This window comes from Pseudomonas sp. Irchel 3F6, from assembly GCF_900187595.1.
Lineage (GTDB): Bacteria > Pseudomonadota > Gammaproteobacteria > Pseudomonadales > Pseudomonadaceae > Aquipseudomonas > Aquipseudomonas siliginis.
Genome location: NZ_FYDP01000004.1, coordinates 305280 through 321099 on the forward strand (window position 1 = coordinate 305280; position 15820 = coordinate 321099).

Consider the following 15820-nt stretch of genomic DNA (forward strand, 5'->3'; position numbering starts at 1 on the left):
TCCTGACACACCGAGTGGGATGGATTTGGGGCTGCTTCGCAACCCAACGGGGATAAATCCCCTCGCCACAGGTTTTGTGGTTGGACATAAAAAAACGCCGCTGGCTGAGTCAGCCAACGGCGTTTTTTTGAAGCTGCAAACCGTTTAAACGGTATGCAGATACCAGTTGTACTCAAGGTCGGAGATGGAGTGTTCGAACTCCTCCAGCTCGCTTTCCTTGCAGGCGACGAAGATATCGATGTACTTCGGATCGATGTACTTGGCCATCACCTCGCTGTCGTCCAGCTCGCGCAGGGCATCGCGCAAGTTGTTCGGCAGGCTCTGCTCGTTTTGTTCGTAGCTGTTGCCTTCGACAGGCGCGCCCGGTTCGATCTTGTTGACCAGGCCGTGGTGCACGCCGGCCAGTACCGAAGCCATCAGCAGGTACGGGTTGGCGTCGGCGCCGGCCACGCGGTGCTCGATACGTACGGCATCGGCAGAGCCGGTCGGTACGCGAATCGCCACGGTGCGGTTGTCCAGGCCCCAGCATGGCGAGTTCGGTACGTAGAACTGCGCGCCGAAGCGACGGTAGGAGTTGACGTTCGGGCAGAGAAAAGCCATCTGCGCCGGCAGGGTCTCGAGCACACCGCCGATCGCGTGACGCAGCGCGGCGTTCTGCTCGGGATCCTCGCTGGCAAAAATGTTTTTGCCGGCTTTGTCCAGAATCGAAATATGTACGTGCAGACCATTGCCCGCCTGGCCCGGATACGGCTTGGCCATGAAGGTGGTGTCCATTTCATGGTCGTAGGCGATGTTCTTGATCAGACGCTTGAGCAGGACCGCGTAGTCGCAGGCCTTGATCGGGTCGGCGACATGGTGCAGGTTCACTTCGAACTGCGCCGGGGCACTTTCCTTGACGATCGCGTCGGCCGGGATGCCTTGCTCTTTGGCACCTTCCAGAATGTCCTGGAGGCAGTCGACGTATTCGTCGAGGTCGTCGATCAGGTAGACCTGAGTCGAGTGCGGGCGTTTGCCGGAGATCGGCGAGCGTGGCGGCTGTGGACGGCCGTTCACGTTTTCCTGGTCGATCAGGTAGAACTCGAGTTCGAAGGCGGCGCAGATGGTCAGGCCGAGCTCGTCGAACTTGGTCACCACCTGGCGCAGCACTTCGCGGGGATCGGCGAAGAACGGATCGCCTTCGAGTTCGTGCATGGTCATCAACAGCTGCGCGGTCGGGCGCTTCTGCCATGGCTCGTTGCACAGGGTATCGGGGATCGGATAGCAGATACGATCGGCGTCGCCGATGTCCAGGCCCAGACCGGTGCTTTCCACCGTGGAGCCGTTGATATCCAGAGCAAATAGAGAGGCCGGCAGGTTGATGCCTTTCTCGTAAACCTTGTGGAGGCTGGTGCGTTCGATGCGCTTGCCGCGCACCACACCATTCATATCCGCAATCAGAAGGTCAACGTACAGAACCTCAGGATGTTCCTTAAGGAACGCGTTCGCTTCGTTAAGCTGAACGGCACGCGGGGGTACCGACATGATGCAACACCTTTGTTGTTAAAAATATCAATCATTGATCTTTTCTGGTTTCAGTCAACCCGAACGGCCTGCCGAAGTCAAGCGAGGCCTTTTTTGCCCCGAAAAAGCGCTTGAAGGGCATTTATGGGGCACTTTGGGGCGTTTTTTCAAACCTTGAACGTTGCTCAGCTGCGGGCTTGAGCAGGCCGTGTTGTATTTTTTACGGGGGTGTTGTGTAAAAAAATGAACAAGGCTAAGCTCCGGTCAAACCCATAACAGCAATAATACCGGGGTGCTTCATGTCTCGCCTGCCGTTAATCGGCATCACCGACTGCTCGCAACAGTCCGGTCTGCATGCTCATCACATCAGTGGCGATCAATCCGTCCGTAGCGCAGCCAGCAAGGCGCGCAGCCTGTCGACGAGACTCTCGTCAACATCCGGCAAAACGGCAGCGTCCGATATTCTGGACGTCGGGCACAGCATCCGCTTTATGGCGTCTCCTTCCACTATAGAACTCTTTCCCGCTCAAAGCCCGTGCCGCACTTGGCGCCGTGCTTTTGATTCTGCACGTTTGCAAAGTGCACGGGAAATGCAACGCCAGCGTCAAGGGCAGGTAAGCTCCTCTTTCATTGTCTATGCGCGGTGCCAGGCGTAAGCCGGCACTGCGCGAGCAAGCCCCCTTTAACGCGACGCCGCAAGCGTCAAAATTGCCTGACATCGCGTCAGGAGACTCAGCCCAGAGGCATTTATGAGTAACAACCTCGACCAGCTCACCGATTGGTTGAAAGACCGCAAGATCACAGAAGTCGAATGCATGATCGGCGACTTGACCGGGATCACCCGGGGCAAGATTTCGCCGACCAACAAGTTCATCGCCGAGAAAGGCATGCGTCTGCCGGAGAGCGTGCTGCTGCAGACCGTGACCGGCGACTACGTCGAAGACGACATCTATTACGAACTGCTCGACCCGGCCGACATCGACATGATCTGCCGCCCCGACCAGAACGCCGTGTACCTGGTGCCGTGGGCCATCGAGCCGACCGCGCAGGTGATCCACGACACCTACGACAAGCAAGGCAACCCGATCGAGCTGTCGCCACGCAACGTCCTCAAGAAAGTCTTGAAGCTGTATGCCGACAAGGGCTGGCAGCCAATCGTGGCGCCGGAAATGGAGTTCTACCTGACCAAGCGCAGCGACGACCCCGACTATCCGTTGCAGCCGCCGATCGGCCGCTCGGGCCGTCCGGAAATCGGCCGGCAGTCGTTCTCCATTGAAGCGGCCAACGAATTCGACCCGCTGTTCGAAGACGTCTACGACTGGTGCGAATTGCAGGAGCTGGACCTCGACACGCTGATCCACGAAGACGGCACCGCGCAGATGGAAATCAACTTCCGTCACGGTGATGCCCTGTCGCTGGCCGATCAGATTCTGGTGTTCAAGCGCACCATGCGCGAGGCCGCGCTCAAGCACGATGTCGCTGCGACATTCATGGCCAAGCCGATGACCGGCGAGCCGGGCAGCGCCATGCACCTGCACCAGAGCATCATCGACATTCAGACCGGCAAGAACGTTTTCTCCAACGAAGACGGGACCATGAGCCAGTTGTTCCTGCACCACATCGGTGGCTTGCAGAAGCTGATCCCCGAGCTGTTGCCGCTGTTCGCGCCGAACGTCAACTCGTTCCGCCGCTTCCTCCCGGACACATCGGCACCGGTGAACGTCGAGTGGGGCGAAGAGAACCGTACCGTCGGCCTGCGCGTACCGGATGCCGGCCCGCAGAACCGGCGCGTGGAAAACCGTCTGCCGGGCGCCGACGCCAACCCGTACCTGGCGATCGCCGCGAGCCTGCTCTGCGGTTACATCGGCATGGTTGAGGGCCTGAACCCGAGCGCGCCAGTGGTCGGCCGTGGTTACGAGCGCCGCAACCTGCGCCTGCCGCTGACCATCGAAGACGCGCTGGAGCGTATGGAAAACAGCGCGACCATCGAGAAGTATCTCGGCAAGACCTTCATCACCGGCTACGTCGCGGTCAAGCGCGCCGAGCATGAAAACTTCAAGCGCGTGATCAGTTCGTGGGAGCGTGAGTACCTGCTCTTCGCCGTCTGATACGCCGGGCGCGGCGGCCAGCCGTCGCGCCTTCACCGATAACAAGGAGAATTGGCATGACCAGCAACAACCCGCAAACCCGTGAGTGGCAAGCGCTGAGCAGCGATCACCACCTGGCCCCGTTCAGCGACTTCAAGCAACTGAAAGAGAAGGGCCCGCGGATCATCACCAACGCCAAGGGCGTTTATCTGTGGGACAGCGAAGGCAACAAGATCCTCGACGGCATGGCTGGCCTCTGGTGCGTGGCGATCGGTTACGGTCGCGATGAACTGGCCGATGCCGCCGCCAAACAGATGCGCGAGCTGCCGTACTACAACCTGTTCTTCCAGACTGCCCACCCGCCGGCACTGGAACTGGCCAAGGCGATTGCCGACGTGGCGCCAGAAGGCATGAACCACGTGTTCTTCACCGGCTCCGGCTCTGAAGGCAACGACACCATGTTGCGCATGGTCCGTCACTACTGGGCGATCAAAGGCCAGCCGAACAAGAAAGTCATCATCAGCCGCAAGAACGGTTATCACGGTTCGACCGTGGCCGGCGCGAGCCTCGGCGGCATGACTTATATGCACGAGCAGGGCGACCTGCCGATTCCGGGCATCGTCCACATCGCCCAGCCGTATTGGTTCGCCGAGGGTGGTGACATGTCGCCGGAAGAGTTCGGCATCTGGGCGGCCAATCAGCTCGAAGAGAAGATTCTCGAAGTCGGCGTCGACAACGTCGGTGCCTTTATTGCCGAGCCTATTCAGGGTGCCGGCGGCGTGATCATTCCGCCCGACACCTACTGGCCGCGCATCAAGGAAATCCTCGCCAAGTACGACATCCTCTTCGTTGCCGATGAAGTGATCTGCGGCTTTGGCCGTACCGGTGAGTGGTTCGGTAGCGATTTCTACGACCTTGCGCCTGACATGATGACCATCGCCAAGGGCCTGACCTCCGGCTACATCCCGATGGGCGGATTGATCGTGCGTGATTCGGTGGTGGCCGTGCTCAACGAAGGCGGCGATTTCAACCACGGCTTCACTTACTCCGGGCACCCGGTGGCAGCAGCGGTGGGCCTGGAAAACATCCGCATCCTGCGCGACGAAAAAATTATCGAGAACGCCCACAACGAAACGGCACCGTATTTGCAGAAACGTCTGCGCGAGCTGAACGATCACCCGTTGGTGGGTGAAGTTCGCGGCGTCGGTCTGCTGGGGGCGATCGAGCTGGTGCAGGACAAGGCCACGCGCAAGCGTTACGAAGGCAAGGGCGTGGGCATGATCTGCCGGCAGTTCTGCTTCGACAACGGCCTGATCATGCGCGCAGTCGGCGACACCATGATCATCGCGCCGCCGCTGGTGATCAGCAAAGCCGAGATCGATGAGCTGGTTACAAAAGCACGCAAGTGTCTGGACCTGACCCTCAATGCGCTGCAGGCCTAGGTGCTAGGCTTTGGGCGGGGGAGCTGCGGCGCACTCGCTCAAAGCTGTCAGAAAGGCCGGTCTTTTGTTGAAAGACCGCCTCGGATCTTGCCAGACTAGCCGCGGTTCCAGTTGTCCGGGTTCGGCCGCTGAACAAAGTGGTTCAAAAAAGAAAAATTTGGAGCATGACGCATGAAGGCATTAGGTAAAAAGCTAGCTGGCAAGACTCTGCTCGCGCTGTCCATGGCGGGCATGATGGCGGGTGCGGTGCACGCGGACGACAAGGTGCTGCACGTCTACAACTGGTCCGACTACATCGCGCCGGACACCGTGGCCAACTTCGAAAAAGCCACCGGGATCAAAGTCGTCTACGACGTCTTCGACAGTAACGAAACCCTGGAAGCCAAGCTGCTGGCCGGCAAGTCCGGTTACGACATCGTGGTGCCTTCCAACAACTTCCTCGCCAAGCAGATCAAGGCCGGCGTTTACCAGGAGCTGGACAAGTCCAAGCTGCCAAACTGGAAAAACCTCGACGAAGACCTGCTCAAGGCCGTTGGCGATGCCAGCGACCAGGGCAACAAACACGCCTTCCCGTACATGTGGGGCTCGATCGGCATCGGCTACAACCCGGCCAAGGTCAAGGCCGCGCTGGGCATCGACAAGATCGATTCGTGGGACGTGGTGTTCAAGCCGGAAAACATCGAGAAGCTCAAAAGCTGCGGCGTGAGCTTCCTCGATGCGCCGACCGAAATGATTCCGGCGGCATTGCACTATCTGGGCAAGCCGACCAACAGCAAGGACAAGGCTGATCTGAAAGCTGCCGAAGACCTGTTCCTGAAGATCCGTCCTTCGGTCGCCTACTTCCACTCTTCCAAGTACATCTCGGACCTGGCCAACGGCAACATCTGCGTCGCCGTCGGTTACTCGGGTGACCTGGAGCAATCCAAGACCCGCGCTCAGGAAGCCGGTGACAAGGTCAAGCTGGCCTACACCATTCCGAAAGAAGGCGCCGGTACTTTCTACGACATGGTCGCCATTCCCAAGGATGCCGAAAACGTCGAAGCCGCCTACAAGTTCATGAACTACCTGCTGGAGCCGCAAGTGATGGCCGGCATCACCAACGCCGTGCGTTTCCCGAACGGCAACAAGGCGGCAACGCCTCTGGTGGACAAGGACATCACCAGCGACCCGAGCATCTATCCTTCGGCTGAAGTGAAGAAGCAGCTCTATGCGATCAGCGATCTGGACGCCGCCACACTGCGTCTGATCACCCGCAGCTGGACCAAGATCAAATCGGGCAAATAAGCCGGTTTGTCGCCACAACCACTGGCCGTCGTCGTCGCGACGGCGGCCAGCGGATAATTAAATGACAGAAAGTTTTGCTGGATCGGTTTTTCGAGGGTAAGTTGCGCGCCGGTTTTGTTGTCGGGCAGCCATGGCTGTCATGCAGCGCGGGGCAACTTGGGCCCAATCAATTTAGAGGACCTCCACTTGCCTGTATTTTCTTCTTTGCGCAAAGCCCTGCTGGCCGCTGCCGGCCTGACAATCGCTGTCGGAGCCCAGGCTGCCGGTACGGTGCATATTTATAACTGGTCCGATTACATCGGCGAATCGACTCTGGCCGACTTCGAGAAAGAGACCGGGATCAAACCGGTCTACGACGTTTTCGACTCCAACGAAACCCTGGAAGGCAAGCTGCTCGCCGGGCGCACCGGTTACGACGTGGTCGTGCCGTCGAACCACTTCCTTGGCAAGCAGATCAAGGCGGGCGCGTTCCAGAAGCTCGACAAGGCGCAGTTGCCGAATTATTCCAACCTCGACCCGGTGCTGCTCAAGCGCCTGGAGCAGAACGATCCCGGCAACCTCTACGCCGTACCGTATCTGTGGGGCACCAACGGCATCGGCTACAACGTCGACAAGGTCAAAGCTGTGCTGGGTATCGACAAGATCGATTCCTGGGCCGTGCTGTTCGAGCCGGAAAACATCAAGAAGCTGCACAGCTGCGGTGTCGCGTTCCTCGATTCGGCTGACGAAATGATGCCGACCATGCTCAATTACCTGGGCCTGAACGCCAACAGCACCAACACCAAGGACTACGAAAAGGCCACCGCCAAGCTGCTCGCGGTGCGTCGCTACGTGACCTATTTCCATTCGTCGAAGTACATCGGCGATCTGGCCAACGGCGACATCTGCGTGGCCATCGGTTTCTCCGGCGATATCTTCCAGGCGAAGAACCGTGCCGAGGAAGCCAAGAAGGGCGTCAACATCGCCTATTCGATTCCGAAAGAGGGCGGCGCGCTGTGGTTCGACATGCTGGCGATCCCCAAGGATTCGTCCAACGTCAAAGAGGCCCACGCCTTCATCAATTATTTGCTGAAACCTGAGGTGATCGCCCAGGTCAGTGATTACGTCGGTTACGCCAACCCCAATCCGGGTTCGGACAAGCTGATGGAACAATCCATTCGCACCGATGAAGCGGTTTACCCACCGCAAGCAGTCCTCGACAAGACCTACGTGTCGACCGAGTTGCCAGCCAATATTCAGCGTTTGATGACCCGTAGCTGGACCAAGGTCAAGTCGGGCAAATAACGCACAAACTATCCAGGGTTCGTCTTGCGGGGCGAACTGCTGCTTCTGTTGGGAGTTTCGTAAATGGCAGTTGCCTCCGGCGCCTACAAGAAAGCCCTCGAGGGCGACCAGACACCAAAACAGGTGCTGGTCAAAATCGACCGGGTCACGAAGAAGTTCGACGAGACGATTGCCGTGGACGACGTGTCCCTGGAAATCAAGAAGGGCGAAATTTTTGCTCTGCTCGGCGGTTCGGGATCGGGCAAATCCACCTTGCTACGGATGCTGGCAGGCTTCGAACGGCCCACGGAAGGGCGGATTTTCCTCGACGGCGTCGACATCACCGACATGCCGCCGTACGACCGTCCGATCAACATGATGTTCCAGTCCTACGCTTTGTTCCCGCACATGACCGTGGCGCAGAACATTGCCTTCGGCTTGCAGCAGGACAAGATCCCCAAGGCCGAGATCGACGCCCGCGTGGCCGAGATGCTCAAGCTGGTGCAGATGAGCCAGTACGCCAAGCGCAAGCCGCATCAACTGTCCGGCGGCCAGCGTCAACGCGTGGCCCTGGCCCGTTCGCTGGCCAAGCGGCCGAAGCTGTTGCTGCTCGACGAACCGATGGGCGCACTGGACAAAAAGCTGCGTTCGCAGATGCAGCTGGAACTGGTGGAAATCATCGAGCGCGTCGGTGTGACCTGCGTGATGGTGACTCACGACCAGGAAGAGGCCATGACCATGGCCGAGCGCATCGCCATCATGCACCTGGGCTGGATCGCGCAGATCGGTAGCCCGATCGATATCTACGAAACCCCGACCAGCCGTCTGGTCTGCGAATTCATCGGCAACGTCAACATCTTCGAAGGCGAAGTGATCGACGACGCCGAAGGCCACGCGACCATCACCTGCAAGGACCTCGACCGGCAGATCTACGTCGGCCACGGCATCAGTACCTCGGTGCAGGACAAGTCGGTCACCTACGCGATTCGCCCGGAAAAACTGCTGGTCACCGCCGACATGCCGACCTGCGAGTACAACTGGTCGAGCGGCAAGGTCCACGACATCGCTTATCTGGGCGGGCACTCGGTGTTCTACGTCGAATTGCCGAGCGGCAAACTGGTGCAGTCGTTCGTCGCCAACGCCGAACGTCGCGGCGCGCGTCCGACCTGGGGCGATCAGGTCTACGTGTGGTGGGAAGACGATAGCGGCGTGGTACTTCGCTCATGAACATGCGCAAATTCAAACGCCGTATAAACCGAATCATCCCCAATGGCCGGCAGCTGGTCATCGGGGTGCCGTTCATCTGGCTGTTCCTGTTCTTCATGCTGCCGTTCTTCATCGTTCTGAAGATCAGCTTCGCCGAAGCCGACGTGGCGATCCCGCCGTACACCGAGATCTACACCTACGCCGAGCAGAAGCTGCAACTGCTGCTGAACCTGGGCAACTACGCGTTGCTTGGCGACGACGAACTGTACATCGCCGCCTATCTCGGCTCGCTGAAAATGGCCTTTATCAGCACCGTGCTGTGCCTGCTGATCGGTTACCCGATGGCCTACGCCATCGCCAGCGCGCGCAAGGAGCTGCAAACGGTGCTGGTGCTGCTGATCATGATGCCGACCTGGACGGCGATCCTGATCCGCGTGTACGCGTGGATGGGCATCCTCAGCAACAACGGCCTGCTCAACGGCTTCCTGATGAGCATGGGCCTGATCGACGAGCCGCTGCAGATCCTCAACACCAACCTGGCGGTGTACATCGGGATTGTCTATTCGTACCTGCCGTTCATGATCCTGCCGCTGTACGCCAACTTGGTGAAGCATGATCAGAGTCTGCTGGAAGCCGCGTCGGATCTGGGTTCGAGCACCTTCAACAGCTTCTGGAAAATCACCATTCCGCTGTCCAAGAACGGCATCATTGCCGGCTGCATGCTGGTGTTCATTCCGGTGGTCGGCGAGTTCGTGATCCCGGAACTGCTGGGCGGCCCGGAAACCTTGATGATCGGTAAAGTGCTGTGGCAAGAATTCTTCAACAACCGCGACTGGCCGGTGGCGTCCGCGCTGGCGGTGGTGATGCTGGCGATCCTGATTGTGCCGATCATTCTGTTCAACCGCAGTCAGGCCAAGGAAATGGAGGGTAAAGAATGAAGCGCTTCCGTTTCTCCAGCCTGATGCTGGTACTGGGTCTGCTGTTCATCTATCTGCCGATGCTGATCCTGGTGATCTACTCGTTCAACGCCTCGAAACTGGTGACGGTGTGGGGCGGCTGGTCGGTGAAGTGGTACGTCGGCCTGCTCGACAACTCGCAATTGATGGGCTCGGTGTTGCGCTCGCTGGAAATCGCCTGCTACACCGCCGTGGCGGCGGTGGCACTGGGTACCCTGGCAGCGTTCGTGCTGACCCGTATCACCCGCTTCAAGGGCCGCACGCTGTTCGGCGGCCTGGTGACCGCACCACTGGTGATGCCGGAAGTGATCACCGGTCTGTCGCTGTTGCTGCTGTTCGTGGCCATGGCCCAAATGATCGGCTGGCCGCAGGAGCGCGGCATCGTCACCATCTGGATCGCCCACACCACGTTCTGCGCCGCGTATGTGGCGGTGGTGGTGTCAGCGCGCTTGCGTGAGCTGGACCTGTCGATCGAAGAGGCGGCGATGGACTTGGGCGCGCGGCCGTGGAAGGTGTTCTTCCTGATCACCATCCCGATGATCGCACCATCGCTGGCGGCGGGCGGCATGATGTCGTTCGCGCTGTCGCTGGATGACCTGGTGCTGGCGAGCTTCGTGTCCGGCCCGGGTTCGACGACGCTGCCGATGGAAGTGTTCTCGGCCGTGCGCCTGGGCGTGAAGCCGGAGATCAACGCCGTGGCCAGTCTCATTCTGCTGGCGGTGTCGCTGGTGACCTTCCTCGTCTGGTTCTTCAGCCGCCGCGCCGAAGAAGCACGCAAGAAAGCCATCCAGCAAGCCATCGAAGAAAGCGCCGCCGATTCGTGGAAACAACCGGACGCACGCCGCGCGCCAGCGCCGGAAGCGGCCTAAGCAATATCAGGTTGGCCTCAACCCTGCGGCCAACCTGGTTGTAAATGTGGGAGCGAGCCTGCTCGCGAAGACAGAGTGTCAGTCGACTCAGATGCCGGCTGACACAGCGCTTTCGCGAGCAGGCTCGCTCCCACATTTGGAATGCAATCTCCTGTGGGAGCGAGCTTGCTCGCGAAAGGGCCGGTGCAGATTGCATCAATCTATCGCGCAGCCCGCGCAGGCAGCAGCTTCAACGTACTGCGCGTATTCGCCAGCACCTCTTCCTCGCTGAAATGCGCCTGCACATAAATCCCCTCCACATACGCCTCGGCCTGGTCGTCATAGTGACTGTCCAGCGGCACGCCACTCTGGCCGACCGGATTGATCGTCAGGCTATGGACCGGATCGGCAAAATCCACCAGACGCCGCGTCGACGGTCCATAGGTCACCGGCCATGGCGCCGGGCCGATCTTCGCCGAGAGGTTGTTTGGCACTTCGTGGCTGCCCGGCGCCGCGAACGGGCCGACGTTGAACAGGCGATCCAGCGGCTTCTGCTGCCCCAGCGGATGGCCGTGAGTCAGGGTGTGCGCCGCGCCCCACTGCCAACCGGCCACGTTATCGCCGAGGGTCAGTTTCAGATGCGCCATGCTTGCCGCCCACGCCGTGCGCACGACATCGGCGCGGGTTTCTTTGGCCGGCGTGCTGCGATTGTCCCACCACGGTGAGTCCGCCTTGGCCGTCAGGCGTGGCAACGCCGAATCGATTACCCGCGTCGACAGCAGTGTCTCGAAGAATTCATTGCCCAACTCATCGCGCATCGACGCGTCGGCAAGGTCGTAGAGGAATTGGTTGAACACCGTCGCGCTGATCGAATTCAGCGGATAGTCGCCGGGCCACTGCGCCAGTTGCTCGACCAGTTTCAGCTGCGCCGGATCACTCACCACCTCACGCAACACCGGCAACAGTGGCGCCAACAGACGCGGGCCGTAACCGGTCGCCGTGCCCAGTTGCAGTTGCTGGTTGGCCTCGTTGCTCCACTTCACCCGGTTGTCGCTGAGCTGACGGTCAAGCTGCTGACCACGATCGGCAAGGTTGTAGTAACCGGGGATCTCCATGCCGGTCGGCGACACGGGCTGGAAGTTGGCCGAGACGATATAGCCGCGCGCCGGGTTCTCTTCCTGCGGGTTGGCGCTGAACGGGTAGTAGCCGTCCTTGTCCGCTTCGGGCGTGCTGCCGTCGAGGATGAAGCCCGGTTGCACCCCGGCCGGACGTTTGGGCAGCAAGGCCGAGGCCCACCAGGCGATATCGCCTTTGGCGTTGGCGTACACCAGATTCAGGCCCGGCGCCTGCACCTTGGCCGCTGCCGCGCGGGCCTTGGCCAACGTGTCGGCGCGGTTGAGCTGGTAGAAGCCGTCGAGGATCGGGTTAGGTGTTTCGAGGAACGCCCACCACATCGCGATCGGGGTCTTGCCGGCAGCGCTGCCGAGGGCATCGTTGACGATGGGGCCGTGCGGGGACTGGCGCAAGGTGAGGGTCACCGGCGCCTGCCCCTTCACATTGATCTGTTGTTCGGTGACGAGCATCTCGGTCCACTGACCGCGATACCAGACTTGATTGGGGTTGTCCGGGTTGACCTTCTCGGCGATCAGGTCGAGATCGTCGTTCTGGAACATGGTCAGGCTCCAGCCGAAATCGAGGTTGTGTCCCAGAAACGCGAACGGCACCAGTGCCTGATGATGGCCGTACAACTCGAAACCCGGCGCCGACAGCTGCGCCTCGTACCACACCGACGGCACCGAAAAGCGGATATGCGGATCGCCGGCCAGCAACGGCTTGCCACTCTGGCTGCGGCTGCCGGCAATCACCCAGGCGTTGCTGCCCTCGAACTGCGGCAGGCCGTTGTCGAGCAGCGCCTGTTCGCTGAGGCGGGCGAGGGCGGTGAGGCGGGCGAGGGCGGTGAGGTCCTGCCAGTCGCCAGCGGCGAGGGCCGGTGCGTGCCGGGTGTGATCGGTGGCCAGAACGCCTTTGGCCAGCCAGTCGAGATCGAACACATTGAGGTAATCGGCGCCGAGCTGATCGCGCACGTAGGTCAGCAGCGGCTCGGTGCGAAATGCGGCGGCAAAGCTATAGGCCATGTAACCGGCGACGCTGATGCTGTCTTCGGCAGTGAACGGCCGTTTGGGGATGCCCAGCACGTCGAACTCGATCGGCGCGGCGTGGGTGTCCTGATATTGGTTGATGCCATCCAGATAGGCTTGCAGGCCCTTCCATGCCGGCGACTGCTTGTCGAGGCTGGCGACGTAACTGGCCGCGCGCTCGCGGATGCGCAGGCTGCGAAACAGTTTGTCGGTGTCGAGCAGTTTCGGCCCGAGCACTTCGGCCAGCTCGCCCCGGGCGAGGCGGCGCATGGCTTCCATCTGGAACAGACGATCCTGCGCGTGCACATAACCGAGGGCGCGATAGAGGTCGGTTTCGTTCTCGGCGCGGATATGCGGCACACCGCGCTCGTCATAGCGCACGGTCACCGAGCCTTGCAGGTTGCGCAGCTCGACCTGGCCCTGGCGCGTCGGCTGCTTGCTGTAGATATACCCGCCGGCGGCGCCGAGCAGGACAACGATGAGCAGGGCAACGACGATCAACGCACGCTTCATGGTGACTCCTTGTGCAGGCGGGAAGGCCACCCGTCGGGCTGCAAACATTTAGCACAGAGCATCTGTGCGGTGCAGCGCTGTCCTTGAAAAGTCCGGAATGCCTTACTTCGCGTCCGCCGGCCATGGGCAATAACAACCCACCGCCAAGGTGTGGGTAGCATTGACCGGGCGATCTTCCGTCAGGGCATGCAGGATCGGTTCGATAAAGCTGTTGCTGGAGTTGCAGGTCAAGCCTTCGCTGTACGGGCCGAAGTAGGCGAGTTTGCCGCTGCGATCCCAGATCGCCACGGCAGGGCTGGCGGGGATCTGTTCGGCGCCGGGCAGGACGATGATGGTTTTCAGGCTGGCGAGGGTGGCGGGCAACTGGCCGTGGCTGCCGGGCTTTTGCACGGCGAAGAACTCCACTCCACGCGCGCCGAACTGTTCGACCATCTCGCTCAGGTGCTGTTGATTGCCGACATTGCACGGACAGGCCGGGTCCCAGAAGTGCACGAGGCGGATATTTCCCGGCCCGGCGAGGTTGTCCGGCAGGCGCAGCGGGTCACCGGAAAATACCGCCGTATGTTCGCTGAACGCGCGCAGATAGCGGCCCTGAAACCAGTCATACGCCGCCCATAGCACCCCGGCGCAGATCAGCGCGAGCAGGCTGGCGAACAGTGCGGTGCGGTAGGGCGAACGCATGGTTTTCGATCCTCGAAAGGCCGGCTAGCTTGCCATGTCTGCCTCTAGAGATGAATATCGCAGGCCGATAAAGTCCGTTTCCCGCTCTGGAATGTCCGCATGCCTGATACTTTCGACCCCGATCATTTACGCGCGAGCCTCAAGCCATTGGCCGAGTGGCAGCCGTTATCGGATGAGGCGAAGGATTATCAGCGCTTCTACAAGACCGACTTCGCCGAGCGCGATGTCTGGCGCGGCATGGGTCGTTTCGAAGTCGATGGCTACGAGCTGGTCAGCCATTGCTGGTGGCCGGAGAAGGTCAAGGCGACGCTGTTTCTGCTCCACGGTTATTACGACCACATCGGCCTGTACCGGCATGTGATCGAGTGGGCGCTGGATCAGGATTTCGCCGTGATCGCCTGCGACTTGCCGGGCCATGGTCTGTCGAGCGGGCCACGGGCAAGCATTCGTGATTTCGCTGAATACCAGGACGTGTTGCAGGCGCTGTTCGCTGAAGCGAACTCGATCGCGCTGCCGCAGCCTTGGCATTTGTGCGGGCAAAGCACCGGTGGCGCGATTGTCGTCGATCATCTGCTCAATTATGGCGAGAACAGCCCGGCGCAGGGGCAGGTGATTCTGCTGGCGCCGTTGGTGCGACCAAGGGCGTGGGGCTGGTCGCAGCTGAGTTATTACCTGCTGCGGCCGTTTGTACGCGGTGTGGCGCGACGCTTCAGCGAGAACTCCAACGATCCGGATTTTCTGCCGTTTCTGCTGGCCGATCCGTTGCAGCCAAGACGTCTGCCGACGAAATGGGTGGGCGCGCTGTCGCGCTGGATCATCCGCGTCGAGCACGCGAAAAAAAGTCCGCGACGGCCGCTGATCATTCAGGGGCAGGCGGACATGACTGTCGACTGGCAGCACAATCTGCAGGTGTTGAAATGGAAGTTCGACCGGCCGCAGATTCTGCTGTTGGCCGAGGCACGGCATCACCTGGCCAATGAAACGGCGGAGATGCGTGAGGAGTATTTCGAATTCTTGAGCAAGCGGATCAGGGGCCGGAATCTCTAGTGCCTGGGAGGGCCTCTTCGCGAGCAGGCTCGCTCCCACAGGGGAATGCGTTACAACTGTGGGAGCGAGCCTGCTCGCGAATGCGATCTTTCAGGTAACGAACATCACTGGCCGACCGCCAACCCCGCCCGAATCGCCGCCAGTGCCGCCTGGTAGTAAGCCTTGCCCTCGGTCGACTCGGCAAACGTCGCAAACTCTTCCAGCTCTTCATCCGACAAATCGCGATAGACGTAGAGCAACGTGTTGTTCAGATCGGCGCCAATCTGATCCATCAGCCGCTGGCGCTGACCATTCAACATGCCCTGCGCCTGACCGCCGCCAAGCAATCCCGGAATCATCGAACTCAAGCTGTCCGCTGCCACGCCGGCAATCGCCAGGCTGACCTCGGCGCCAGCCTCACGGGCCGGCAGGGCCTGAGCGAGATGGCCGATGATCAGCAAGCGACTGTCGCTGGCCTGCATCTTCGGCAGGCCCTGGGCATTTTTTGCCAGTTGATCGCGACGGGTTGCGAGCAATTCGGCGGCGACGATTTTCTTGCCCAGCGGTGACTGGAAGAAGGTCAGCGCTGGTTTCGGGTCGGCGAGTTTCTGCCGCAGTTGCGCTTCGGCACGCTGATCCATGGCCTGCGCGGCAAAGCGTTGATTGCTGTTGTTGACCAGCGCCTGAAATACCGCAGGCGGCAGGCTGTTCTGATAGCGCTGCTGGGCGGCGCTCAGGGCATCGTTGAAATGCGCGCGTTGTTCTGGCCAGCCGGCGACGTTGTACAACTGATCGTGGCCGTCCGCCCAGGCGGGCAATACGCAGAACATCAACAGTGAAAAAAGCAAACGGCGCATAGGGACTCCTGTCAGCAGC

Annotated in this window: 13 protein-coding genes; 9 read left to right on the top strand and 4 right to left on the bottom strand. The window is 60.5% G+C overall.

Annotated elements, in window-relative coordinates; all coding sequences use genetic code 11:
* Positions 1-144 precede the first annotated feature (144 nt).
* Positions 145-1521 (bottom strand): glutamine synthetase family protein, encoded by a 1377-nt coding sequence (locus CKW30_RS15925; protein WP_016772657.1) that lies wholly within the window; start codon positions 1519-1521, stop codon positions 145-147.
* A 278-nt stretch (positions 1522-1799) separates the two neighbouring features.
* On the opposite strand from CKW30_RS15925, the gene CKW30_RS26960 reads away from it, so the two are divergent.
* From CKW30_RS26960 to CKW30_RS15960, 8 genes are all read left to right on the top strand, one after another.
* Positions 1800-2156, top strand: a complete 357-nt coding sequence (locus tag CKW30_RS26960) for a glutamine amidotransferase (protein ID WP_143497970.1) — start codon at positions 1800-1802, stop codon at positions 2154-2156.
* Positions 2157-2249: 93 nt separating this feature from the next.
* Positions 2250-3608, top strand: a complete 1359-nt coding sequence (locus CKW30_RS15930) for a glutamine synthetase family protein (protein WP_016772658.1) — start codon at positions 2250-2252, stop codon at positions 3606-3608.
* Positions 3609-3664: 56 nt separating this feature from the next.
* The gene (locus CKW30_RS15935; RefSeq protein WP_095181295.1) at positions 3665-5029 is read left to right on the top strand and encodes an aspartate aminotransferase family protein; all 1365 of its coding nucleotides are present in this window, start codon (positions 3665-3667) and stop codon (positions 5027-5029) included.
* Positions 5030-5200: 171 nt separating this feature from the next.
* The gene (locus tag CKW30_RS15940) at positions 5201-6313 is read left to right on the top strand and encodes a polyamine ABC transporter substrate-binding protein (RefSeq protein WP_039757472.1); all 1113 of its coding nucleotides are present in this window, start codon (positions 5201-5203) and stop codon (positions 6311-6313) included.
* 186 nt (positions 6314-6499) lie between these two features.
* Positions 6500-7597, top strand: a complete 1098-nt coding sequence (locus CKW30_RS15945) for a polyamine ABC transporter substrate-binding protein (protein WP_095181296.1) — start codon at positions 6500-6502, stop codon at positions 7595-7597.
* A 63-nt stretch (positions 7598-7660) separates the two neighbouring features.
* Positions 7661-8803, top strand: a complete 1143-nt coding sequence (locus tag CKW30_RS15950) for an ABC transporter ATP-binding protein (RefSeq protein WP_016772662.1) — start codon at positions 7661-7663, stop codon at positions 8801-8803.
* A gap of 35 nt (positions 8804-8838) precedes the next feature.
* Complete coding sequence (locus CKW30_RS15955) at positions 8839-9720, top strand: ABC transporter permease subunit (RefSeq protein WP_177327003.1); 882 nt, start codon at positions 8839-8841, stop codon at positions 9718-9720.
* The gene (locus tag CKW30_RS15960; protein ID WP_095181297.1) at positions 9717-10607 is read left to right on the top strand and encodes an ABC transporter permease subunit; all 891 of its coding nucleotides are present in this window, start codon (positions 9717-9719) and stop codon (positions 10605-10607) included. Before CKW30_RS15955 ends, CKW30_RS15960 begins: the two co-directional genes overlap by 4 nt.
* A 200-nt stretch (positions 10608-10807) precedes the next feature.
* Here CKW30_RS15960 and CKW30_RS15965 read toward each other — a convergent pair whose 3' ends face one another.
* Together CKW30_RS15965 and CKW30_RS15970 are read right to left on the bottom strand one after the other, a co-directional pair.
* Positions 10808-13237 (bottom strand): penicillin acylase family protein, encoded by a 2430-nt coding sequence (locus CKW30_RS15965; protein WP_095181298.1) that lies wholly within the window; start codon positions 13235-13237, stop codon positions 10808-10810.
* Positions 13238-13339: 102 nt separating this feature from the next.
* A complete protein-coding gene (locus CKW30_RS15970) occupies positions 13340-13918 on the bottom strand; it encodes a DUF6436 domain-containing protein (protein WP_056786241.1) in 579 nt (192 codons plus the stop codon).
* A gap of 99 nt (positions 13919-14017) precedes the next feature.
* On the opposite strand from CKW30_RS15970, the gene CKW30_RS15975 reads away from it, so the two are divergent.
* Entirely contained in the window at positions 14018-14965 is a 948-nt protein-coding gene (locus tag CKW30_RS15975; protein WP_095181299.1) for an alpha/beta hydrolase, read from the top strand.
* Between the two features lie 104 nt (positions 14966-15069).
* On the opposite strand, the gene CKW30_RS15980 is transcribed toward CKW30_RS15975, so the two are convergent.
* Positions 15070-15801, bottom strand: a complete 732-nt coding sequence (locus tag CKW30_RS15980) for a DUF2059 domain-containing protein (protein WP_095181300.1) — start codon at positions 15799-15801, stop codon at positions 15070-15072.
* Positions 15802-15820: the final 19 nt, after the last annotated feature.